Raw genomic sequence first — 22,686 nt, 5'->3', positions numbered from 1 at the left:
GGTTAAAATTTGGTTAAGGCCGAAGACTAGGGGAAGCTGTCGGGCGGGCCCCGGCAGTAACAAGATATTTCAGCCTGATACATTCCGAATTTACTGCCCAATTCATGCCTCATTGCGAAATCACACGGCTTTCGTCAACGAAGGGACGGGGGTTCCATTTGCCGCGTCCGTGGCAATACTGCTTGAGGGTCTTGAATGCTGAAATACAAGAAGTCGGCTCGGGGCAACGCAACCCGGTCGTCGCGCGCGGCGCTGGCTGTCGTCGCCGCAACTTTCCTGGTTGGTGGCAGCATCACCGAAGCGTCGGCTAAATCCCGGCACCACCATCATCGCTATCACCACCATCATCACCAGGCCCGTGCCGCAACCGACGGTGCGTCCTCGCGCGATGCCAATGCGGCGTTCACGCCCAGCACCGGCGGCCGCAGCTTCTCGGGCGTAGCGTCCTTCTACGGCAACGAATCCGGCAGCCGCACCGCCTCCGGTCAGCGCTTCAACCAGAACGCCATGACCGCAGCCCATCGCAGCCTGCCGTTCGGCACCAAGCTGCGCGTGACCCATGGCGGCCGCAGCGTGATCGTCACCATCAATGATCGTGGCCCGTTCATCCGCGGCCGCGTGCTCGATCTCTCCACGGGCGCCGCCCGTGCCATCGGCCTGACTGGTTCCGGCGTCGGCCGTGTCACCGCCGAGGTCGTCTCTTAAAGGCGTCCTTCAGGCGCCGTTTCCGACCAGTTTCGGTAAGCGTTGCGTAGAGTACGGTCGCGGAACTTTCCGCGCACCGATGAGGGCCTGCCGTCAGAAGTGACGGCAGGCTTTTTCACGCGCCCTCCCCCGTCATTGCGAGCGAAGCGAAGCAATCCATCTCGCCGCTTGTGGAGACATGGATTGCTTCGCCGCTTCGCGTCTCGCAATGACGGCTGAGGCTCCGGGACAAGCTTTACAAGAAGCTCTGCGGATCGACGTCGACCTCGAGCTTGAGGTTCCCCGTGGTCTTCGGCCCGGCCGCCAGCCATTCGCGCAAGTACTGCGACAGATCGACCGAGCGCAGCGACTTCACCAGCAGGCGGAAGCGATAGCGGCCCTTGATCACCGCAAGCGGCGCCTCCGCCGGGCCGAGCACCTGGATGCGTTCGTCGAGCGGCGCGACCGAGGCCAGCTTGCGCCCAAAGCCTTCCGCCGTGGGCCGGTCGCCCGCCGAGATGATCAGGCTCGCCAATCGCCCGAACGGCGGATAGCCAGTGCGCTCGCGCGAATCGATCTCGCTCGCATAGAACGCCTCGCGGTCATTGGCGACCAGCGCCTTCATCACGGGATGTTCGGGCTGATGGGTCTGCAGATACCCGACGCCGCGGCCCTGGTCGCGGCCGGCGCGCCCGATCACCTGGTTGAGGAGCTGGAACGTGCGCTCGGCCGCGCGCGGATCGCCATTGCCGAGGCCCAGATCGGCATCGACGACGCCGACCAGGTTGAGGCGCGGGAAATTGTGGCCTTTCGCCACAAGCTGGGTGCCGATGATGATGTCGACCCGGCCTGCCGCGATCTCGTTGAGCTCGCTGCGCATGGTCTCGATCGAGGTGATGAGGTCGCTGGAGAGCACCATGGTGCGCGCGCCGGGAAACAGCGCCGCGGCCTCTTCCTGCAGCCGCTCAACCCCCGGACCGACCGCCACCAGCGATTCCTCCGCTGCGCAATGCGGGCAGATGTTCGGGCGCGGCATCGAGAAGCCGCAGTGGTGGCAGACCAGGCGCTGGCGGAAACGGTGATCGACCAGCCAGGCGTCGCAGATGGTGCAGGCAAAGCGGTGTCCGCAGGCGCGGCACAGCGTCAGCGGCGCATAGCCGCGGCGATTGAGGAACAATAGCGCCTGCTCGCGCCGTTCCACCGCGTAACGGATCTGCTCGGCGAGCCGCGGCGAGATGAAGCGGCCACGCGCAGGCGGCTCGCGCCGCAGGTCGATGGCCTCGATCGTCGGCATGTGCTGGCCGCCGAAGCGCGAGGGCAGTGCAATGCGCTGATAACGCCCCTTGCGCGCATTGACCTCGCTCTCGATCGACGGCGTGGCGGAGGCGAGCACGATCGGGATCTTGGCGATATGCGCGCGCACGACGGCCATGTCACGGGCATGGTAATGCGCGCCGTCGTCCTGCTTGTAGGCCTGGTCGTGCTCCTCATCGACGATGATGAGCCCGAGATTGGCATAGGGCAGGAACAGCGCCGAGCGCGCGCCGACCACCACCGGCGCCTCTCCGCCCGAGATCGCTGCCCAATTGCGGGCGCGGGTGCGCGGCGAGAGCTCGGAATGCCACTCCAGCGGACGCACGCCGAAGCGCTGCGCGAAGCGATCGAGGAACTGGCCGGTCAGCGCGATCTCCGGCATCAGGATCAGCGACTGCCTGTTACGGCGGATATTTTCGGCGATCGCCTCGAAATAGACCTCGGTCTTGCCCGATCCAGTGACGCCATCGAGCAGGGCCACATGAAAACTGCCGCTCGCCGCCAGCGTCCGCATCGCATCGGCGGCGGCGCGTTGCTGGTCTGAGAAGTCCGGCTGCGCGTAATCCGGATCGGGCATGGGCGGCGCTGGTGGCGGCGGCATCGGCTCGACCGTCAAGGTGCCCTCATCGACGAGGCCATCGATGACGCCACTGCTCACGCCGGCTTCCCTCGCCGCCTCCGACTTGCCATGCAGCAGGCGGTCCGCGAGCACGTCGATCACCCGCCGCCGTGCCGGCGTCATGCGCCGCGGCGGCTCTCCGACCAGCCGCACGCCCAGACGCATCCGCTCAGGGCCGAGATTTTCGCCCATGCGCAGCGTCATCCGCAGCACCATGCCGCGCGCGGACAGCGTGTAATTAGCAACCCAATCGACGAGCGCGCGCAGCTCCGGTTTCAGCGGCGGCAGGTCGAGCTTCTCGCTGACATCCTTTAGCCGGTTGTGCAGCCGCGGATCGGGCTTTGCGTTTTCCGCCCACACTACCGCCATCACCTCGCGCGCACCGAGCGGCACGGCGACGACATCGCCGGCCTTCAGATCCATGCCGCGCGGCACGCGATAGGAATAGGTCTGGTCCAGCGCGACCGGGACCAGCACATCGACCATGGAGGTCGGCGTGATAGAGGAAGCGTGGCTGCGCGCAGTATCCATTCAGGGGATCAAGAGTTCCGATTGCTCGACTTGGAGGTAGACTTGGAGGTTAGAGCGGCCGGCGCAAGTTAGCGAACGGTAAACGAAAGCGATGCGATATAATGGCTTAAACCATCGCCTCCAAGACAGGTCCGTCAAGACAGGTCCATAAGACAGGTCCATGGCTAAAGCGCTTCCCGCCGTTCCCTTGATCGAACTCGACTGCGCCGACGAAACCGTCACGCAAGAGATGGCGCACTGGCTATCGCATCTGCGTGCCGAACGGCGATTGTCGCCGAAAACACTGGAGGCCTATGCTCGCGATGTCCGCCAATGCCTCGCCTTTCTCGCCCAGCACTGGGGCACGCAGGTGACGCTGCAGGGTTTTGCGGCGCTGGAAGCCACCGACATCAGGGCGTTCATGGCGATGCGCCGCGCCGACGATATCGCCGGGCGTTCGCTGATGCGGGCCTTGGCGGGCCTGCGCTCGTTCGGCCGGTTCCTCGAGCGCGAAGGCAAAGGCAAGGTCGGCGCCCTCTCCGCGATTCGCGCACCCAAGGTTGCAAAGAGCCTGCCGAAGCCCATCCACGTGGCAGCGGCAAAACGCTTTGCCGATGCCGACGAGCGCGCCGGCGAGGCCCGGGAGACCTGGGTGCTGGTGCGCGACGCCGCCGTGATGGCGCTGCTCTATGGCTCGGGCCTGCGCATCTCCGAGGCGCTCGGCTTGAAACGTCGCGACGTGCCGAAGCCCGGCGAAGGCGACGTGCTGGTCGTGACCGGCAAGGGCAACAAGACCCGCATGGTGCCGGTGCTGCAAAACGTGTTGCAGCTCATTGCCGACTACGCGGCGACCTGCCCGCATCCGCTGCCGCCCACCGGCCCGATGTTCGTCGGCGCCCGCGGCGGCCCCTTGAGCCCGCGCATCATCCAGCTCGCCATGGAGCGGCTGCGCGGCGCGCTCGGCCTGCCCGACAGCGCCACTCCGCACGCGCTACGGCATTCGTTCGCGACCCACCTGCTCAGCCGCGGCGGCGATTTGCGGGCGATCCAGGAATTGCTCGGCCACGCCTCGCTCTCGACGACGCAAATCTATACCGGCATCGATTCGGAGCGGCTGCTGGAGGTCTATCGCTCCGCGCATCCGCGGGGCTAATTCCGCTTCTGTCTTGACGCGTTTTCCTCATGCGAGGGGCGATGCCGGGTTCATCCTGACACGCTCGCGTCACATCCGCTTGGCACTTGCGTAAGCGATGTCGTTTCGGCAATCGTGACGGCGGGTCATATCGGAGAGGGGAATCATGAGCGCACATGAGAGTATGGAGCATGCCGAGCACGCCGAGCATGCTTCCGGCGAGAACAAGAAGATCGCGCTGTTGATTGCCGTGATCGCGCTGTTCCTGGCGCTCTCGGAGACGCTGGGCAAGGGGGCGCAGACCGAATCGATCAGCAAGAACGTCGAGGCGTCGAACCTGTGGGCGTTCTTCCAGGCCAAGAGCATCCGCCGCACCGCAGTGCAGGCGGCCGCCGAGCAGGCCAAGCTCACCCTTGCCACCACAACAGACGATGCCGTCAGGGCGACCATTCAGAAGCAGATCGAGGACTGGCAGAAGACGGCGGCCCGCTATCGCTCGGAGCCCGAGACCGGCGAAGGCACCGAGCAGCTCGCCGAACGCGCCAAACATGCCGAGCATCAGCGCGACGAGGCGACGGCAAAATACCACCACTTCGAGATCGCCTCCGCCGCCTTCCAGATCGCGATCGTGCTGGCATCGGCGACCATCATCACCGGCATCCTCGCGCTGGCCTGGATTTCAGGCCTGCTGACGCTCGCGGGCATCGTCATCACCGCGCTGGGCCTGTATTCGCCGCATCTGCTGCATCTGCATTGAGTCGATCAATGCGTCGATACGCGGGTCCATAGGATTGTCATGCCCCGCGAAGGCGGGGCATCCAGTAAGCCGCGGCGATGACGGCAGAGAGAATCACCGCGCTTGGTGCACGCTCCTGCGAAAGCGCGCGATCAGCCGGAACGTTCGCGCCGACCAGCCGTTGCCGTCGCCGCGCAGGATTTCAAGGATACGCTGCTTGATCGGATCGACCAGCGCGGCCGCTTTCGCCCGCATCCTCAGCACGAAATCATAGAGCGCCTCGAACCAGGGCATCTCCAGAAGCTTCGGCCGGGTCACGTCGAAGATGAAAGCGGTGACGCCAACGCCGAGAAACTTTGCGAACAGGATGGTGCCGATCGCGCTCATCCAGTGCTCATGGGCGAGCAGCCAAAGGCCGACCAGCTTCAGCGGAAACAGCGGGATCACCGGCACGATGAACACGATCAGCGTCATCGCCGGCGACAGCGAATCGACCCGATCGGCAAGCCACTGCTTGAACGCGCGCAGCGGTATCATCGCCACCACGCGCGCGACGATCGGCTCGAGATGGTCCCAAAGCCACGCCTCGATCAGGAAGATGATCGCGAGCAGGACCCAGAAAGGCTGAAGCAGGCGGCGCAGCATCTGTTGTCTCGACCCCGGCCAGATTTTACCTTTGAGCATAATCCTATACGGATCCTGCCCAGGCCCGGCGTCGATCACATATGGATGGCCCGCTTGCCGACCGCAAGCGCGGCTTCCTTGATCGCCTCGGAGCGGGTCGGATGGGCGTGGCAGGTGCGCGCCAGATCCTCGGCGGAGCCGCCGAATTCCATGAGAACCGCGGCTTCATGGATCATTTCGCCGGCTTCGCGGCCGATGATGTGCACGCCAAGCACCCGATCGGTCTTCGCATCTGCGAGAATCTTGACGAATCCCTCCGTGGTCTGGTTGACCTTGGAGCGGCCGTTGGCGGTGAACGGGAATTTGCCGACGGTATAGGCAATGCCGGCCTGCTTGAGCTCTTCCTCGGCCTTGCCGACCGAAGAGACTTCCGGCGTGGTATACACGACGGCTGGGATAACGTCGTGATTCACATGGCCGGCCTGGCCCGCGATGATCTCGGCAACCGCCACGCCTTCATCTTCCGCCTTGTGGGCCAGCATCGGCCCGGCAACGACGTCGCCGATCGCATAGATGCCTTTCACGGTGGTCGCGAAATGCGGGTCGATCTGGACGCGCCCGCGATTGTCGAGCGCAACGCCCGCTTCCTTCAGGCCGAGGCCTTCGGTGTAAGGCACGCGGCCGATCGAGACCAGCACCACGTCGGCTTCGATCGTTTCCGAAGGCCCGCCCGCGGCGGGCTCGACCTTGGCCAACAGCGTCTTGCCTGAGGTATCCACGGCGGTCACCTTGGTGCCGAGCTTGAACGCAAAGCCCTGCTTCTCGAGGATGCGCTGGAACTGCTTGGCGATCTCGCCATCCATACCGGGCAGGATGCGGTCGAGGAATTCGACCACCATTACCTCCGCGCCGAGGCGCTTCCACACCGAGCCGAGTTCGAGCCCGATCACGCCGGCGCCGATGATCAAGAGCCGCTCCGGCACTTTCTCCAGCGACAGCGCACCGGTCGACGACACGATGCGCTTCTCGTCGATCTCGATGCCCTTCAGCCGCGCGATATCGGAACCGGTGGCAATGACGATGTTCTTGGTCTCGACCGTCTGCGCCTTGCCATCAGCGGAAACCTCGACCTTGCCCGCGCCGAGGATTTTCCCGCTCCCCTTCAGCACGTCGATCTTGTTCTTCTTCATCAGGAAGTCGACGCCCCTGACATTGCCATCGATGCCCTGCTGCTTGAAGTTCATCATCGAGGGCAGGTCGAGTTTCGGCGCCGATACGCTGACGCCCATCTTGGCGAAGGAATGCGCGGCTTCCTCGAACATCTCGGACGCGTGCAACAGCGCTTTCGACGGCATGCAGCCGACATTGAGACAGGTGCCACCGAGCGTCGCGTTCTTCTCGACGACTGCGACCTTCATGCCAAGTTGCGCCGCGCGCACCGCGCAGACATATCCACCGGGGCCGGTGCCGATGACGACGAGATCATAAGAGGCCATATCAAAGATCCTGCTGCTGAAGTTCGTGACAGGTATTAGCGGCCGCCTGAGACATCAAGGATGGCGCTTGTCACATATGAAGCCTCGTCCGACATCAGCCAGACGATGGCGTTGGCGATTTCCTCTGCGGTGCCGACGCGCTTCATCGGCACCATGTGAGCGAGGCGATGGGCGCGATCGGGTTCACCGCCGGAGGCGTGGATGTCAGTGTCGATCAAGCCCGGCCGGATCGCCGCGACGCGAATGCCTTCTGCCGCGACTTCATAGCCAAGGCCGATGGTGAAGGAATCCACCGCGCCTTTCGACGCAGCATAGTCGACATAGGTGTTGGGCGAGCCGAGCTTAGCCGCGACCGACGACAGGTTGACGATGACGCCGCCCTTGCCGCCGTTGCGCGTCGACATCCGCTTCACCGCCTCGCGCGCGCACAGAATGCTGCCGGTGACGTTGACTGCCATCATGCGCTGGATGCGCTCAGCCGACATATTCTCGACCCGCATCGAGGGCCCGACGATGCCGGCATTATTAACCAGCGCGCCCAGCGTGCCGAATTCATCGGCCGCCTTGAACAGCGCGAGGATGTCCGCTTCGCTGCCGACATCGCATTTCACCGCGATCGCCTCGCCGTTGCTGGCCTCGATCGCGGAGACGACTTCGTTGGCAGACGCTTGGTTGCTGGCATAGCCCACAACCACGCGAAAGCCTCGGGCCGCCGCGGCGATGGCGGCGGCCCGGCCGATGCCGCGGCTGCCGCCGGTGATGACAACGACATTATCCGTCACATTCGCCCCTAAACGTTCACGCAACACCGTCTCGGCGGCCGAACGAGTTCAGCCGCCGTGCGAAAGCAAGATCAGAGATCCAGCACCAGCCGCGCCGGGTCTTCCAGGCTTTCCTTGACGCGCACCAGAAAGGTCACCGCTTCCTTGCCGTCGATGACGCGGTGATCGTAGGACAGCGCCAGATACATCATCGGGCGGATCTCGATCTTGCCGCCGACCACCACCGGGCGCTCCTGGATCTTGTGCATGCCGAGGATGCCGGATTGCGGCGCGTTCAGGATCGGCGTCGACATCAGCGAGCCATAGATGCCGCCATTGGTGATGGTGAAGGTGCCGCCCTGCATCTCCTCGATCTTGAGCTGACCATCGCGGGCCCTGCGGCCGTAATCGGCGATCGATTTCTCGATCTCCGCGATCGACTTGGTGTCGCAGTCGCGCACCACGGGCACGACCAGGCCCTTGTCGGTGCCGACGGCGATGCCGACATGGTAGTAGTTCTTGTAGATCAGGTCCGTGCCGTCGATCTCGGCGTTGGCCGCCGGGATCTCCTTCAAGCCCTGCACGCAGGCCTTGGTGAAGAAGCCCATGAAGCCCAGCTTGACGCCGTGCTTCTTCTCGAACGCGTCCTTATACTGAGCGCGCATTGCCATGACGTGGCTCATGTCGACCTCGTTGAAGGTCGTCAGCATCGCCGCCGTGTTCTGCACATCCTTCAGCCGCCGCGCGATGGTCTGGCGCAGCCGCGTCATCTTCACGCGCTCTTCGCGCGCGGCATCATCCGCCGGTGACGGCGCACGCACCTGCACGGAAGCCGCCGGCTGAAAGACCGGCGTCGGCGCGGAAGCCGCCCGCTCGATCGCCGCCAGCATGTCGCCCTTGGTCACGCGGCCATCCTTGCCGGAGCCCGGCACGGTGGAGGCATCGATCCCGCTTTCAACCGAGAGCTTGCGCACCGACGGCGCCAGCGGCGTATCGGCAGGCAGTGCCTTCGGTGCTGATGGCGCAGGAGCAGGTGCGGCGGCAGCAGGGGGAGGCGGCGGTGCAGCCGCGGGCTTGGCCGGCGCCGGCGCAGCGGCCGGCTTGGCGGCAGCACCTGCGGCGCCATCATTGATCTGGCCGAGCAGCGCGCCGACCGCGACGGTCTCGCCGTCCTTGGCGATGATCTCGCCGAGCGTGCCGGCGGAAGGCGCCGGCACCTCGATCGTGACCTTGTCGGTCTCGAGCTCGACCAAGGGTTCATCGACGGCAACGGCATCGCCGGCCTTCTTGAACCAGCGGCCGATGGTGGCCTCGGTCACGGATTCGCCTAGCGTCGGAACGCGGATTTCAGTCATGGTCTCGTTTCCTTAAAACAACCTGTGCGGTCATAAACTCTAGCTGTCATCCTCCGCCTTGTGCGCCATGGCGCACCGGGGCGGAGGAGCCGGTAGCCCGCGGCGGCTGCAATCAAGCAGCGGCGGCGCCGACTACTGGATGCCCCGCTTTCGCGGGGCACGACGGATTGAATGTTAGTTCAGCGCCTCGTCCAGGAACGCCTTGAGCTGCGCAAGATGCTTCGACATCAAGCCCGTGGCGGTCGCCGCGGCGGCCGCGCGGCCGGCGTAGCGCGGACGCCTGTTCGGCGCGTGGATCTGGTTCAGCACCCACTCGAGATAAGGCTCGATGAAGTGCCAAGCACCCATGTTGCGCGGCTCTTCCTGGCACCACACCACCTCGGCGCCCTTGAAGCGGCTGAGCTCCTGCACCAGCGCCTTCAGCGGCACCGGATAGAGCTGCTCGATCCGCAGCAGATAGATGTCGTCGATGCCACGCTTCTCGCGCTCTTCGTAGAGGTCGTAATAGACCTTGCCCGAGCACAGGATGACGCGGCGGATCTTGGCATCCGGCTGCAGCTTGATCTTCTCGTCAGCCTGCATCTGGGCGTCGTCGTAGAGGATGCGGTGGAAGGTCGTACCCTTGGCCAGCTCCTCGAGTCGCGAGACGGCGCGCTTGTGCCGCAGCAGCGACTTAGGCGTCATCATGATCAGCGGCTTGCGGATCTCGCGGTGCAACTGCCGCCGCAGCACATGGAAATGGTTGGCCGGCGTGGTCGGGTAGACCACCTGCATGTTGTCCTCGGCGCACATCTGCAGATAGCGCTCGAGACGGGCCGAGGAATGTTCCGGTCCCTGGCCTTCATAACCATGCGGCAGCATACAGACGAGGCCGGACATGCGCAGCCATTTGCGCTCACCCGACGAGATGAACTGGTCGAACACCACCTGGGCGCCGTTGGCGAAATCGCCGAACTGCGCTTCCCAGACCGCCAGCGCATTCGGCTCGGCGAGCGAATAGCCGTATTCGAAGCCGAGCACCGCTTCTTCCGACAACAGCGAGTTGATGACCTCGTAGTGGCCCTGGTCGACGCCGAGATGGTTGAACGGCGTGTAGCGGCTCTCATCCTCCTGGTCGATCAAGACCGAGTGGCGCTGCGAGAAGGTGCCGCGCTCCGAATCCTGGCCGGACAGGCGAACGTGATGGCCTTCCTCCAGCAGCGAGCAGAACGCCAGCGCCTCGCCGGTCGCCCAGTCGATGCCGACACCGCTGTCGATTGCTTTCGCACGGTTATCGAGGAAGCGCTGGATGGTCCGGTGGACGCGGAAACCATCCGGCACCTTGGTGATCTTGCGGCCGATGTCCTTGAGCACGGCGACGTCGACGCCGGTGACGCCGCGGCGCGCATCCTCTTCCTGGTCCGCGATCTTGAAGCCGGCCCATTTGCCGTCGAGCCAGTCGGCCTTGTTCGGCTTATAGCTGGCACCGGCCTCGAACTCGGCATCGAGCCGGGCGCGCCAGTCGGCCTTGGCCTTCTCGACCTCGCCCTCGGTGACGACGCCTTCGGCGATCAGCCGCTTGGCATAGATTTCCAGCGTAGACGGATGCGAAGCGATCTTCTTGTACATCACCGGCTGGGTGAAAGCCGGCTCGTCGCCCTCGTTGTGGCCATGCCTGCGGTAGCAGAACATGTCGATGACCACGGGCTTGTGGAACTTCTGGCGGAACTCGATCGCGACTTTGGCCGCGAACACCACCGCTTCCGGATCGTCGCCGTTCACATGGAAGATCGGCGCGTCGATCATCTTCGCCACGTCGGACGGATAGGGCGAGGAGCGCGAGTAGCGCGGATAGGTGGTGAAGCCGATCTGGTTGTTGACGATGAAGTGCAGCGAGCCGCCGGTGCGATAACCCTTCAGGTCCGACAGGCTGAAGCATTCCGCCACCACGCCCTGGCCGGCAAACGCCGCGTCGCCATGCATCAACAGCGGCAACACCGAAATGCGCATGTCCGGCGGATCGCCATGCTGGTCCTGCTTGGCGCGCACCTTGCCGAGCACCACGGGGTCGACGATCTCGAGATGCGAGGGGTTTGCAGTCAGCGACAGATGGATGCTGTTGCCGTCGAATTCGCGGTCGGACGACGCGCCCAGATGATACTTGACGTCACCGGAGCCTTCGACCGCGTCCGGATTGGCCGAACCGCCCTTGAATTCGTGGAACAGCGCGCGGTGCGGCTTGCCCATCACCTGGGTCAGCACGTTGAGGCGGCCGCGATGCGGCATGCCGACCACGATCTCCTTCACGCCGAGATTGCCGCCGCGCTTGATGATCTGCTCCAGCGCCGGGATCAGCGACTCGCCGCCATCGAGGCCGAAGCGCTTGGTGCCGGTGAATTTGACATCGCAGAACTTCTCGAAGCCTTCGGTCTCGATCAGCTTGTTCAGGATCGCACGGCGCCCCTCAGGGGTGAAGCTGATCTCCTTGTCCGGACCCTCGATGCGCTCCTGGATCCATGCCTTCTGCGCAGCATTGGAGATATGCATGAACTCGACGCCGAGCGTCTGGCAGTAGGTGCGCTCGCAGATCGCGACGATCTCGCGCAAGTTGCCGTATTCGAGCCCGAGCACGTGATCGAGGAAGATCTTGCGGTCGAAATCGGCTTCCGTGAACCCGTAGGTGCGCGGATCGAGCTCTTCGCGGTCGCGCGGCGCCTCGATGCCGAGCGGATCGAGCTTGGCGTGGAAATGGCCGCGCATGCGGTAGGCGCGGATCAGCATCAATGCCCGCACCGAATCGCGCGTCGCCTGGTTGACGTCGGCGGCCGAGAGCTCGGCGCCCTTGGCCTGCGCCTTGGCGGCGATCTTGTTGCCGACGGCCTTCTCGACCTGTGCCCAGTTGCCGTCCAGCGCCGAGGTCAGGTCGTCGCGCGGCGTCGCCGGCCAGTTGGGACGGCTCCAGGACGGGCCTTCCGCGTTCTTCTGGACGTCCGCGGGGGTGTCCTTCAGGCTCTTAAAGAAATCCTGCCAGTCCGTGTCGACCGATGCCGGGTCCTGCTCGTAGCGGGCGTAGAGATCGTCGATGTAGGTGGCGTTGGTACCCTGCAAAAAGGAGGAAAGGGCAAAAGCGGCGTTCGCGTCCTGGCGAGACATGATAGCGTCCTGGTGATTTTCGGTTCGCGCGCAAGTGACGGCGCAAGCAGCCGGCCTGGAAGGGCCGGCTGGCTGAGATAGGATGGTTTACCCTATTTAATCCTAAACTTCGCGCCGAAAAGAACCAAGGACTGAATCAGGACTTCAATTTTGCGGCAAGGGTATGTCCAAGCCGTGCAGGCGACGGGGAAACGGTGATTCCAGCCGATTCCATGGCCGCGGCCTTGGAACCGGCGTCGCCCTTGCCGCCGGAGATGATCGCGCCGGCATGACCCATGCGGCGGCCGGGAGGGGCGGTGACCCCGGCGATGAAGCCGACCATCGGCTTCTTGCGGCCCCGCTTGGCTTCGTCCTTGATGAACTGGGCGGCGTCCTCCTCGGCCGAGCCGCCGATCTCGCCGATCATGATGATCGACTTGGTAGCCTCGTCCTTCAGGAACATTTCCAGTACATCGATAAACTCGGTGCCCTTGACCGGGTCGCCGCCGATGCCGACGGCCGTGGTCTGCCCAAGCCCCTCCTGCGAGGTCTGGAACACGGCCTCGTAGGTCAACGTGCCCGAGCGGGAAACGATCCCGACACTGCCGGGCCGGAAGATGTTGGCCGGCATGATACCGATCTTGCATTCGCCGGCGGTCATGACCCCCGGGCAGTTCGGCCCGATCAATCGCGACTTCGAGCCTGACAGCGAGCGCTTGACGCGCACCATGTCGAGCACCGGGATGCCTTCGGTGATGCAGACGATCAGCGGGATCTCCGCATCGATCGCCTCGCAGATCGCGTCCGCCGCGCCCGGCGGCGGCACATAGATCACCGACGCATCGGCGCCGGTCTTCTCGCGCGCCTCGCGCACCGTGTCGAACACCGGCAGGCCGAGATGGGTCGAGCCGCCTTTGCCGGGCGAAGTGCCGCCGACCATCTTGGTCCCGTAAGCGATCGCCGCTTCCGAATGGAAGGTGCCGTTCTTGCCGGTGAAACCCTGGCAGATGACCTTGGTGTTGTTGTCGATCAGGATGGACATGTCTTCAGATGCTTTCGCGAAACGCCGGTGACAGGTTTAACTTGGTTTGAGCCGGATCAGGCTTAGTGGACACGCCGGTGAGCACGTCGGCCCATCCTTCCGCGTCGGGCGAGAACTGGATCTTCATGGTGTAGCTGTTGTCGTCGACGACCTCGTAGAGGTGACGCGCGTTGCCGCGCAGCGAGCCGCGCACGAGGGTCAGCGTCTTGCCGACCCAACTCCCGGACGCCGGCGACGGCGGGTAGTAGCCGAGCGAATCGTGCCAGAACAATTTGTAGAGCCGGTCGTCGCGGTCATAGGTGAACAGGGCGTGGGTGGCGAATATCTCCAGGCCGTCGCGCGTCTGGCGCGTGTCCTGGATCAGATAAAAGCCGTTGAGATCGATGCGTGCCACCACATGCGAGGTGGCGGGACCGCCCGCGTTCCAGCGCGACGGATAGACCACCTCCTCGCCGGCCCATTCACCCGCAAATACCCCGAGCTTCTTGTGCTCCGGAAGCGGTGACGGTGCGGCGAGATGGTCCTGAGCCATTGCTAGCCTCCCTTGACGGCATTCACGATTTTCTGCGCGGCGTCATCGAGATTATCAGCGGGCAGGACATTGAGACCGCTATTGTTGATGATCTTCTTGCCCTGCTCGACATTGGTGCCCTCGAGCCGCACCACCAGCGGCACCTTCAGGCCAACCTGCTTGACCGCAGCGACGACACCCTCGGCGATCACGTCGCACTTCATGATGCCGCCGAAGATGTTGACCAGGATGCCCTTCACGTTGGGATCCGCGGTGATGATCTTGAACGCCGCGGCCACCTTGTCGACACTAGCACCGCCGCCGACGTCGAGGAAGTTCGCGGGCTCCATGCCATAGAGCTTGATGATGTCCATGGTCGCCATGGCAAGCCCGGCGCCGTTGACCATGCAGCCGATGGTGCCGTCGAGCGCCACATAATTGAGGTCGTATTTCGAGGCCTCGATCTCCTTGGCGTCCTCCTCGGTCTCGTCGCGCAGGGCCGCGACCTCGGGATGGCGGAACATGGCGTTGTCGTCGAACGCCACCTTGGCATCGAGCACGCGCAGTTGTCCCTGCTTGGTGACGACGAGCGGATTGATCTCCAGCATCGCCATGTCCTTGGCGGTGAACGCGGCGTAAAGCTGGCTCACGAGCTTTTCCGCCTGCTTGGCGAGATCGCCGGAAAGGTTCAGCGCCTTCGCGACGGTGCGGCCGTGGTGCGGCATGATGCCGGTGGCCGGATCGACCGAGAAGGTGATGATCTTCTCCGGGGTCGAGTGCGCGACGTCCTCGATGTTGACGCCGCCTTCGGTCGAGACCACGAACGAGACTTCGCTGGTCTCGCGGTTGACCAGGATCGAGAGATAGAACTCCTTGTCGATCTCGGAGCCTTCCTCGATGTAGAGGCGATTGACCTGCTTGCCATGCGCCCCGGTCTGCACGGTCACGAGCGTCGCGCCGAGCATCTGCTTGGCGAACGCGGCAACCTCGGCCACCGACTTGGCGATGCGAACGCCACCCTTGTCGCCGGCGGAGGCCTCCTTGAACTTGCCTTTGCCGCGGCCGCCGGCGTGGATCTGGCTCTTCACCACCCAGATCGGGCCGGGAAGCGTCTTGGCCGCCACCTCGGCATCCTCAGGCTTCAGCACGGGTACGCCGCGCGAGATCGGCACGCCGAAGTCGTGCAGCAATGCCTTGGCCTGATATTCATGGATATTCATCGGGACGCTCCCCAAAACCCTCTACGGCGAGTTCTACAGTTCACCTTGGTAGTTGGCATACCACATACCAAAAGAACTGCAACCCAGAAACGCTTTCGGCCCCGATCGGGGCCGAAAACTGAACGAAATCAATGACCGAGCAGATCGGGCGCGATCTTCTTGCAGGCGTCGACGAGACCCTGCACCGCGCCGACCGATTTGTCGAACGCCTCGCGGTCCTTGCCGGCCAGCTCGATCTCGACCACGCGCTCGACGCCCTTGGAGCCGATCACCACGGGCACGCCGACATACATATCCTTCAGGCCGTATTCCCCGTTGAGATAGGCGGCGCAGGGCATCACGCGCTTCTTGTCCTTCAGATAGCTCTCGGCCATCGCGATCGCGGACGCCGCCGGCGCGTAGAAGGCCGAGCCGGTCTTCAGGAGGTTGACGATCTCGGCGCCGCCATTGCGGGTGCGGTCGACGATCTCGTCGATGCGCGCCTGCGAGGTCCAGCCCATCTTGACCAGATCGGGCAGCGGGATGCCCGCGACGGTGGAATAGCGCACCAGCGGCACCATGGTGTCGCCATGGCCGCCAAGCACGAAGGCGGTGACGTCCTCGACCGAGACGTTGAATTCGTCCGCGAGGAAATAGCGGAAGCGTGCGGAGTCGAGCACGCCCGCCATGCCGACAACCTTCTTGCTCGGCATGCCCGAGGCCTTCTGCAGCGCCCAGACCATGGCGTCGAGCGGGTTGGTGATGCAGATGACGAAGGCATCGGGGGCATACTTCTTGATGCCCGCGCCGACCTGCTCCATCACTTTCAGGTTGATGCTCAGGAGATCATCGCGGCTCATGCCAGGCTTGCGCGGCACGCCGGCGGTGACGATGCAGACCTTGGCGCCATCGAGCGCCTCGTAGGAATTGGCGCCGACCAGATTGGAATCGAAGCCGTCGACCGGCGAGGACTGCGCGATATCAAGCGCCTTGCCCTGCGGCACGCCCTCGGCGATGTCGAACAGCACGACATCGCCAAGCTCTTTCAGGCCGATGATGTGAGCCAGCGTTCCGCCGATCTGGCCGGAGCCAATCAAAGCAATCTTGTCGCGCGCCATGGGAAATCTGTCCTTTGAGCACAAAGAGGAGGATGGATAGCAGACTGGATCGCTGGTTATCCCTTTCGAATGATCCATTCAAGTCGCGGCCATGCCCAATTGTCGGGCCGGCTGCACATCCTGATCAGAGGCATACCAGCACGTCCGTCATTCCGGGGCATCGCGCAGCGATGAACCCGGAATCTCGCACCACGATCTCCAGATTCCGGGTTCGCGCTGGCGCGCGCCCCGGAATGACTGCGTGTGGCACTTAAGTCTCCACCAGCCCCGTGCTCGAGCCGCTGGCCGTGGAATCCTTTCGCTTCCCGTGCGGAAGCGCCAGATAGGAGGCCGAGCTCATTTCGATCAGGCGCGAGGACGTGCGCTTGAATTCGTTGGCCTCAACACCTTCGGTCGCGAGGTAAAGCGACACCGGGTTCGCTTGGGCAGAGGCCATCAGTTTCACGGCATTGTCATAGAGCGTATCAATCAGTGAGATGAAGCGCTTGGCGGCATTCCGATCGGTCAGATCCATCACCGGGATCCGGTCGATCAGAATGGTGTGATAATCGTGCGCGAGCCTCAGATAGTCGGAGGCCGCCAGCGGCTTTTGGCAAATCTCGGCAAAACTGAAACGCGCCACGCCATGCGACGAGCAGGGCACCTGCAGGATGCGCCCCTTGATCGGAATATCGCGCGGCTTGCAGGGCGCATTGCCGGTCATCCGGACCCAGGCCGTATTCAGCGCGGCCTCCGCCTCCTCGTCGGCCGGCACCAGCCACATCTTCCCGCCGGCAAGTTTTTCCAGACGGAAATCGGTGCGCGCATCGAGCCGCAGCACGTCCATGTGCTCGGAGATCTGCGCGATGAAGGGCAGGAACAGCGCGCGGTTGAGGCCGCCTTTGTAGAGATCTTCTGGCGCAACGTTGGAGGTCGCGACCACGACGGTACCGAGCTCGAACAGTTTCGCGAACAGCCGCCCCAGGATCATCGCATCAGCGATGTCGGTGACGTGGAATTCGTCGAAGCAGAGCAGCCAGGCTTCATCGAAGATCGACTGCGCGGTGAGCGCGATCACGTCGGCATCGGCGATCTCGCCGCGCGCGATCTGCTGCCGATAACCGTAGATCCGCTCATGCGCTTCGGCCATGAACTCGTGAAAATGGGCGCGGCGCTTGTGCTCGATCGGACACTGCTGGAAGAACAGGTCCATCAGCATGGTCTTGCCGCGGCCGACCTCGCCATGGACGTGCAGCCCGCGCGGCGGCTCGTTCTTGTCGCCGCCGAACAGCCGGCCGAACAGGCCCTGCTTGCGCGAGGGCTTGTAGCTTGCCAAGCGGTCCTCGAGCGCACCGAAGGCGTCGGCGACGCGAGCCTGCTCCGGATCGGCTTCAATCGCCCCGGAGTCAATGAGAGCCTGATAATGCGCGCGGAAGGAACTCGGCGAGGTGGAGAGCATGCCTCCTTTCGGCCCTATGGGACAAAAAATTGCAAGCCGCGAATGGGGCCGGGGCTATGACAAATTCTAACGGCGGTCATGCCCCGGTGATTGGCCCCCGGGGCATTCCCACGTCGCCATTGCCGCCCCGACCTCAAGCGGGAGGCGTTCACGCGCTCAGCGCGTAGGAATCCTCGACCACATAGGGTCCGCCGCCGGTGGAGGCGCGCGAGGAGAACAGCACGAAGCGCGAAGCCAGGAAGGTGCGGCTCGGGAAATAGCCGCGCACCGAGAGATAGTCGGCGACGTCCTGGCTCGAAGCGTCATGCAACCGCGCCAGCGTGACATGCGGCGTGAATTTGCGCCCTTCCGGATCGAGCCCGATCCGCTGCATCAACCGCTCAAGCTCGGCCTGCAGGTCGATCAGCGGCTTGCTCGGCTCGACGGAGGCAACGACCGCGCGCGGCTTGCGTCCGCCGAAGCTCGATAGCCCCTTGAGCTTGACCTCGAACGGCTTGCGGTTGATCCGCAGCAGCATCGAGGCGATCTCGTTGGCGGAGACGCCGTCGATATCGCCGATGAAGCGCAAGGTGACGTGGTAATTTTCGGGATCGATCCAGCGTGCGCCGGGAAGGCCGCCACGCAAGCCGGAAAGGGTCTGGCCAATCTCGGCCGGGATTTCCAGTCCAGTGAACAGACGCGGCATCGCAAGATCCTCGATGCAGAGCGTGAGCTCGAAGAGCCCTCGCTGAGAATAGCCCGGCAGCGAATCACCGGTGATTATTTCTAGCCGACTTATATGACTCTGCGAAGCATGCGACATTAACAGCTCGTAAACCTACGGAAAAACCGCAAGCCAGGCTTGTCCACTGCCTGCTTTTCAACTCCGCTGCCCAGAGATCGTGCCAACAAATGCCTCCACCGTGGGCAGCATATTTTTTACGATGATGTCGATGCCATCGGCGGTGGGATGCATGCCGTCGGCCTGGTTGAGCTTGGCGTCGGCCGCGACACCCTCAAGAAAGAACGGGTAAAGCGGCACGCCGAAGGATTTCGAAAGCTCCGGATAGATCGCATTGAAGCGCGCCGCATAGTCGCTTCCGTAGTTGGGCGGCGCAACCATGCCGCAGATAAGCACCGCTACTCCGCGCGCCTTCAGCCGCGACAGAATGTCGGAGAGAGCGGCACGGGTCACCGCGGGATCGGTGCCGCGCAGCCCGTCGTTGGCGCCGAGTTCGAGGATAACGGCGTCGGTTCCCTCGGGCACCGACCAATCGAGCCGCTCGCGGCCGCCGGAGGCGGTGTCGCCGGACACCCCGGCGTTGGTCATATCAACCTTTATCCCCTTGGCTTCCAAGGCTTTTTGCAGCTTCGCGGGGAACGCGGCATTGGCGGGAAGACCGAGGCCGGCGCTCAAGGAATCGCCCAGCACGACCATCTTGACCGCTTTGGCCGCCCCGGCCGATTGTCCCTGTGCAGTTGCCGTAGCCACCGTCATCAAGGTCACAATCAACACAAGTATGTGCACGAGGGTCGCAATCCGGCCCTCGACCCGCGCAGCGGAAGTGCCATATGACCGAGCCATGGACAGTCTCATAGAATCCTCTTCGCTCTCCGGCGTCGCGCCGGACACCATTTCCATTTCCAACGTCAACCTCTCGCTCGGCACCGGTGCGGCCCGGGTTCATATCCTGAAAGATATCAGCCTTCGTGTGGCATCGGGTGAAGCGATCGGACTGATCGGGCCGTCAGGCTCGGGCAAGTCGACGCTGTTGATGGTGATGGCGGGATTGGAACGTCCTGACAGCGGCGAGGTAGTGGTCAGCGGCACGCCGTTCAATACGCTGGACGAGGACGCGCTGGCGCGTTTCCGCGGGCGCCAGGTCGGCATCGTCTTTCAGTCGTTCCACCTGATCCCCACCATGACGGCGCTGGAAAATGTCGCGGTGCCGCTCGAACTCGCCGGCAATCCCGACGCCGCCGAGCGCGCCGCCGCGGAACTGACATCGGTCGGCCTCGGCCACCGGCTGCACCACTATCCGACGCAGCTCTCCGGCGGCGAGCAGCAGCGCGTCGCGCTCGCGCGTGCGCTGGCGCCCGATCCTGCGATCCTGGTCGCGGACGAGCCGACCGGCAATCTCGATGAGGCAACGGGCAAGCAGATTGTCGACCTCCTGTTCACCAAACATGCCGAGCGCGGCATGACGCTGGTGCTCGTCACCCATGACTCTTCGCTGGCACAGCGCTGCGACCGCGTGGTGCGGCTGCGCTCGGGACGAATCGACGGACAGTCCGCAACATGAGCATTGCTGTCGAGGCTGCCACGACGAGCCGCGCCCCGTCGCTAGCGCTCCGCTATGCGCTGCGCGAGTTGCGCGGCGGCCTGCGCGGCTTCTATGTCTTCATCGCCTGCATCGCGCTCGGCGTGATGGCCATCGCCGGCGTCGGCTCAGTGGCGGCAAGCCTGAGCGAAGGGCTTACGCGCGAGGGCCGGACGCTGCTTGGCGGCGACGTCAGCTTTTCCCTGATGCAGCGCGAGGCCAAGCCGGCCGAAATCGCGTTCCTGCGCACACATGGCGACCTCTCAGTCGGGGCAACGCTGCGCGCGATGGCGCGCAATCCGGCGGGCACGCTGGCGCTGGTCGAGCTCAAGGCCGTCGACGGATCCTATCCGCTGCTCGGCGAACTGACGCTCAATCCGAAGATGCCGGTCCCCGACCTCTTCGCCGAACGCAATGGCGTGTTCGGCGCCGGTGTCGATTCGACCTTGCTGGCGCGGCTTGACCTGAAGCTCGGTGACGACGTCACCATCGGTGGCGCGACGTTCCAGATCCGCAGCGTGATCGAGGCCGAGCCGGACAAGCTCGTCGGCGGCGTGGGCCTTGGGCCCCGCTTCCTCGTCAGCGAGGCGGGACTGCGTGCAACCGGGTTGCTGCAGCCCGGCAGCCTGGTGCGCTGGGTCTATCGCGTGAAGCTGCCGGCCAATGCCAATGACGAGCGCGCGACCGGCACATTCATCGATAGCGCGCGCAATGCGCTGCCCGAAGCCGGTTGGGAGATCCGCAGCCGCGACAACGCCTCGCCGCAGCTCGAGCGCAACATCCATCGCTTCACCCAGTTCCTGACCCTGGTCGGCCTCGCCGCGCTGTTGGTCGGCGGCGTCGGCGTCGCCAACGCCGTCAAAAGTCATATCGATCGCCGGCGCGACGTCATCGCGTCCTTCAAGGCGCTCGGCGCCACCGGCCGCGACGTCTTCACGATCTATCTGACGCAGGTGATCGTGCTCGCCACCATCGGCTCGGTGATCGGGCTTGCGCTTGGCGCGGCCCTGCCCTTCGTCATCGTCGGCGTGTTCGGGAAGCTGCTGCCGCTGCCGGTGATCCCGGCGCTGCATCCCGATGAACTCGCATTGTCGTTCGTCTACGGCCTCCTGACCGCGCTGGCGTTCGGGCTGTGGCCACTCGGCCGGGTGCACGACGTGCCGGTGGCGGCGCTGTTCCGCGATACGGTCGCGAGCGAATGGCACCGGCCGCGCTGGAGCTATCTCGCACTGATGGGCGCAGTGATCGCGCTGCTGATCGCGGTTGCGATCGGACTTTCCTACGACAAGCGCATCGCCGCGGTGTTCGTCGCCTCCTCCATCGCGGTCTTCGTGCTGCTCCGTTTGATCGCTGCCGGCCTGATGGCGCTGGCGCGGCGGCTGCCGCGTAGCCGCATCACCATGGTGCGGCTGGCGGTCGCCAACATCCACCGGCCCGGCGCGCTGACGCCATCGGTGGTGCTTTCGCTCGGCCTCGGGCTCGCCGTGCTCGTCACCATCACCCAGATCGACGGTAATCTGCGCCGCCAGTTCCTCGCCGCCCTGCCCGACCGCGCCCCCTCGTTCTTTTTCATTGATATTCCCTCCACCGAGGCCGACCGGTTCAGCGCTTTTCTGAAGCAGACCACGCCGGACGGGACGGTCGAGGATGTGCCGATGCTGCGCGGGCGCATCGTCGCCGCCCGCGGCGTCAAGGCGGACGAGCTGAAGCCATCGGTCGACGCCGAATGGGTGCTGCAGAGCGACCGCGGCCTGACCTACACCGGGGAGGTTCCCAAAGGCTCGAAGATCGTCGAGGGCGAATGGTGGGGCGCCGACTATCACGGCCCGCCGCTGGTCTCGATGGAGAAGAAGATCGCAGACGGGCTGAGGCTCAAGATCGGCGACGAGATCGTCGTCAACGTGCTCGGCCGCGACATTTCGGCGAAGATCGCCAATCTCCGCAACATCGACTGGCAGGGGCTCGGCATCAATTTCGTGCTGGTGTTTTCGCCGAACGCCTTCAAGGGCGCCCCGCACAGCCATGTCGCGACCTTGACGGAGGCGCATCCGTCCCCTTCCGACGACGCCCGTATCATCAAGCGGGTCGCCGACGCTTTCCCGATGGTGACGAGCGTCCGGGTCCGCGAGGCGCTGGAGACCATCGGCAGCGTCGTCACCAATCTGGTGCTGGCGATCCGCGGCGCCAGCGCGGTGACGCTGATCTCGGCCATCCTGGTGCTGGGCGGCGCACTCGCCGCCGGCCACCGCCACCGCGTCTATGACGCGGTGATCCTGAAGACGCTCGGCGCCACCCGCGCCCGCCTGCTGGGCGCCTATGCGCTCGAATATTTGATGATCGGCTTCGCCACCGCGCTGTTCGGCGTGCTCGCCGGCTCGATCGCCGCCTGGCTGATCGTCACCCGGCTGATGACGCTGAGTTTCGTCTGGGAGGCCGGCAGCGCCGCGGCGGTGGTGGTTGCAGCCCTGATCGTCACGGTCGGGCTCGGGCTGGCCGGCACGCTTTTGGCGTTGAATCAGAAGCCAGCCGCCGTGTTGCGGAATTTGTGACAATATGAAGCGGGGAACGAGCTCGATTAATACCGGTTTTGCCTTGAAGTAAGGGCCAGAGCGACATTCAGCCGCGCGTGGAAGCTTGCGGCGGTTGTGTTAGTTTCCCACATACGCTTCGGGTGGGATGGGCGGTTTGATGACATGGATTTTAATGTCCGCAGGCCGCGCTATCTGAGATAGATTA

18 protein-coding genes are annotated in these 22,686 nt (G+C 64.3%); 5 read left to right on the top strand and 13 right to left on the bottom strand.

Annotated features, from left to right (window positions below):
* The first annotated feature begins 195 nt into the window (after positions 1-195).
* Entirely contained in the window at positions 196-705 is a 510-nt protein-coding gene (locus tag AAFX91_RS11095; protein WP_130579675.1) for a septal ring lytic transglycosylase RlpA family protein, read from the top strand.
* A gap of 235 nt (positions 706-940) precedes the next feature.
* On the opposite strand, the gene AAFX91_RS11090 is transcribed toward AAFX91_RS11095, so the two are convergent.
* A complete protein-coding gene (locus AAFX91_RS11090) occupies positions 941-3,148 on the bottom strand; it encodes a primosomal protein N' (RefSeq protein WP_394566457.1) in 2,208 nt (735 codons plus the stop codon).
* A 160-nt stretch (positions 3,149-3,308) separates the two neighbouring features.
* Here AAFX91_RS11090 and AAFX91_RS11085 point away from each other — a divergent pair, with 160 nt between their 5' ends.
* Positions 3,309-4,280, top strand: coding sequence for a tyrosine recombinase XerC (locus AAFX91_RS11085; RefSeq protein ID WP_394566456.1), 972 nt, complete (start codon positions 3,309-3,311; stop codon positions 4,278-4,280).
* Positions 4,281-4,425: 145 nt separating this feature from the next.
* Positions 4,426-5,016 (top strand): DUF4337 domain-containing protein, encoded by a 591-nt coding sequence (locus tag AAFX91_RS11080; RefSeq protein WP_130579672.1) that lies wholly within the window; start codon positions 4,426-4,428, stop codon positions 5,014-5,016.
* Between the two features lie 93 nt (positions 5,017-5,109).
* Here the strand turns inward: AAFX91_RS11080 and AAFX91_RS11075 are convergent, their stop codons facing one another.
* From AAFX91_RS11075 to AAFX91_RS11020, 12 genes are all read right to left on the bottom strand, one after another.
* Entirely contained in the window at positions 5,110-5,640 is a 531-nt protein-coding gene (locus AAFX91_RS11075; RefSeq protein WP_130579671.1) for a hypothetical protein, read from the bottom strand.
* Between the two features lie 74 nt (positions 5,641-5,714).
* A complete protein-coding gene (gene lpdA, locus AAFX91_RS11070) occupies positions 5,715-7,115 on the bottom strand; it encodes a dihydrolipoyl dehydrogenase (RefSeq protein WP_394566455.1) in 1,401 nt (466 codons plus the stop codon).
* Between the two features lie 35 nt (positions 7,116-7,150).
* The gene (locus AAFX91_RS11065) at positions 7,151-7,897 is read right to left on the bottom strand and encodes an SDR family oxidoreductase (RefSeq protein ID WP_394566462.1); all 747 of its coding nucleotides are present in this window, start codon (positions 7,895-7,897) and stop codon (positions 7,151-7,153) included.
* Between the two features lie 71 nt (positions 7,898-7,968).
* Positions 7,969-9,231, bottom strand: a complete 1,263-nt coding sequence (gene odhB / locus AAFX91_RS11060) for a 2-oxoglutarate dehydrogenase complex dihydrolipoyllysine-residue succinyltransferase (RefSeq protein WP_394566454.1) — start codon at positions 9,229-9,231, stop codon at positions 7,969-7,971.
* Between the two features lie 174 nt (positions 9,232-9,405).
* Positions 9,406-12,363 (bottom strand): 2-oxoglutarate dehydrogenase E1 component, encoded by a 2,958-nt coding sequence (locus AAFX91_RS11055; RefSeq protein ID WP_130579818.1) that lies wholly within the window; start codon positions 12,361-12,363, stop codon positions 9,406-9,408.
* A 136-nt stretch (positions 12,364-12,499) separates the two neighbouring features.
* Positions 12,500-13,384: a succinate--CoA ligase subunit alpha gene (gene sucD, locus AAFX91_RS11050; protein WP_130579819.1), complete on the bottom strand. Its 885-nt coding sequence runs from the start codon at positions 13,382-13,384 to the stop codon at positions 12,500-12,502.
* A 4-nt stretch (positions 13,385-13,388) separates the two neighbouring features.
* Positions 13,389-13,916, bottom strand: coding sequence for a DUF1579 family protein (locus AAFX91_RS11045; RefSeq protein WP_394566453.1), 528 nt, complete (start codon positions 13,914-13,916; stop codon positions 13,389-13,391).
* A 2-nt stretch (positions 13,917-13,918) separates the two neighbouring features.
* Positions 13,919-15,115, bottom strand: a complete 1,197-nt coding sequence (gene sucC / locus AAFX91_RS11040) for an ADP-forming succinate--CoA ligase subunit beta (protein ID WP_130579821.1) — start codon at positions 15,113-15,115, stop codon at positions 13,919-13,921.
* Positions 15,116-15,243: 128 nt separating this feature from the next.
* Positions 15,244-16,212 (bottom strand): malate dehydrogenase, encoded by a 969-nt coding sequence (gene mdh, locus AAFX91_RS11035; RefSeq protein WP_394566452.1) that lies wholly within the window; start codon positions 16,210-16,212, stop codon positions 15,244-15,246.
* Positions 16,213-16,462: 250 nt separating this feature from the next.
* Complete coding sequence (zapE, locus tag AAFX91_RS11030) at positions 16,463-17,650, bottom strand: cell division protein ZapE (RefSeq protein WP_394566451.1); 1,188 nt, start codon at positions 17,648-17,650, stop codon at positions 16,463-16,465.
* A 148-nt stretch (positions 17,651-17,798) separates the two neighbouring features.
* Positions 17,799-18,335, bottom strand: a complete 537-nt coding sequence (thpR, locus tag AAFX91_RS11025; protein WP_130579824.1) for an RNA 2',3'-cyclic phosphodiesterase — start codon at positions 18,333-18,335, stop codon at positions 17,799-17,801.
* 174 nt (positions 18,336-18,509) lie between these two features.
* Positions 18,510-19,157, bottom strand: coding sequence for an arylesterase (locus AAFX91_RS11020; RefSeq protein ID WP_130579838.1), 648 nt, complete (start codon positions 19,155-19,157; stop codon positions 18,510-18,512).
* A gap of 55 nt (positions 19,158-19,212) precedes the next feature.
* On the opposite strand from AAFX91_RS11020, the gene AAFX91_RS11015 reads away from it, so the two are divergent.
* Together AAFX91_RS11015 and AAFX91_RS11010 are read left to right on the top strand one after the other, a co-directional pair.
* A complete protein-coding gene (locus tag AAFX91_RS11015) occupies positions 19,213-19,932 on the top strand; it encodes an ABC transporter ATP-binding protein (RefSeq protein ID WP_130579825.1) in 720 nt (239 codons plus the stop codon).
* Complete coding sequence (locus AAFX91_RS11010) at positions 19,929-22,499, top strand: ABC transporter permease (protein WP_130579826.1); 2,571 nt, start codon at positions 19,929-19,931, stop codon at positions 22,497-22,499. The genes AAFX91_RS11015 and AAFX91_RS11010 overlap by 4 nt, the downstream gene beginning before the upstream one ends.
* Positions 22,500-22,686 lie beyond the last annotated feature (187 nt).

Source organism: Bradyrhizobium sp. 31Argb (assembly GCF_043638955.1).
GTDB lineage: Bacteria > Pseudomonadota > Alphaproteobacteria > Rhizobiales > Xanthobacteraceae > Bradyrhizobium.
The sequence above is the reverse complement of the archived record's forward strand: the minus strand, read 5'-3'. Positions and strand labels throughout refer to the sequence as shown.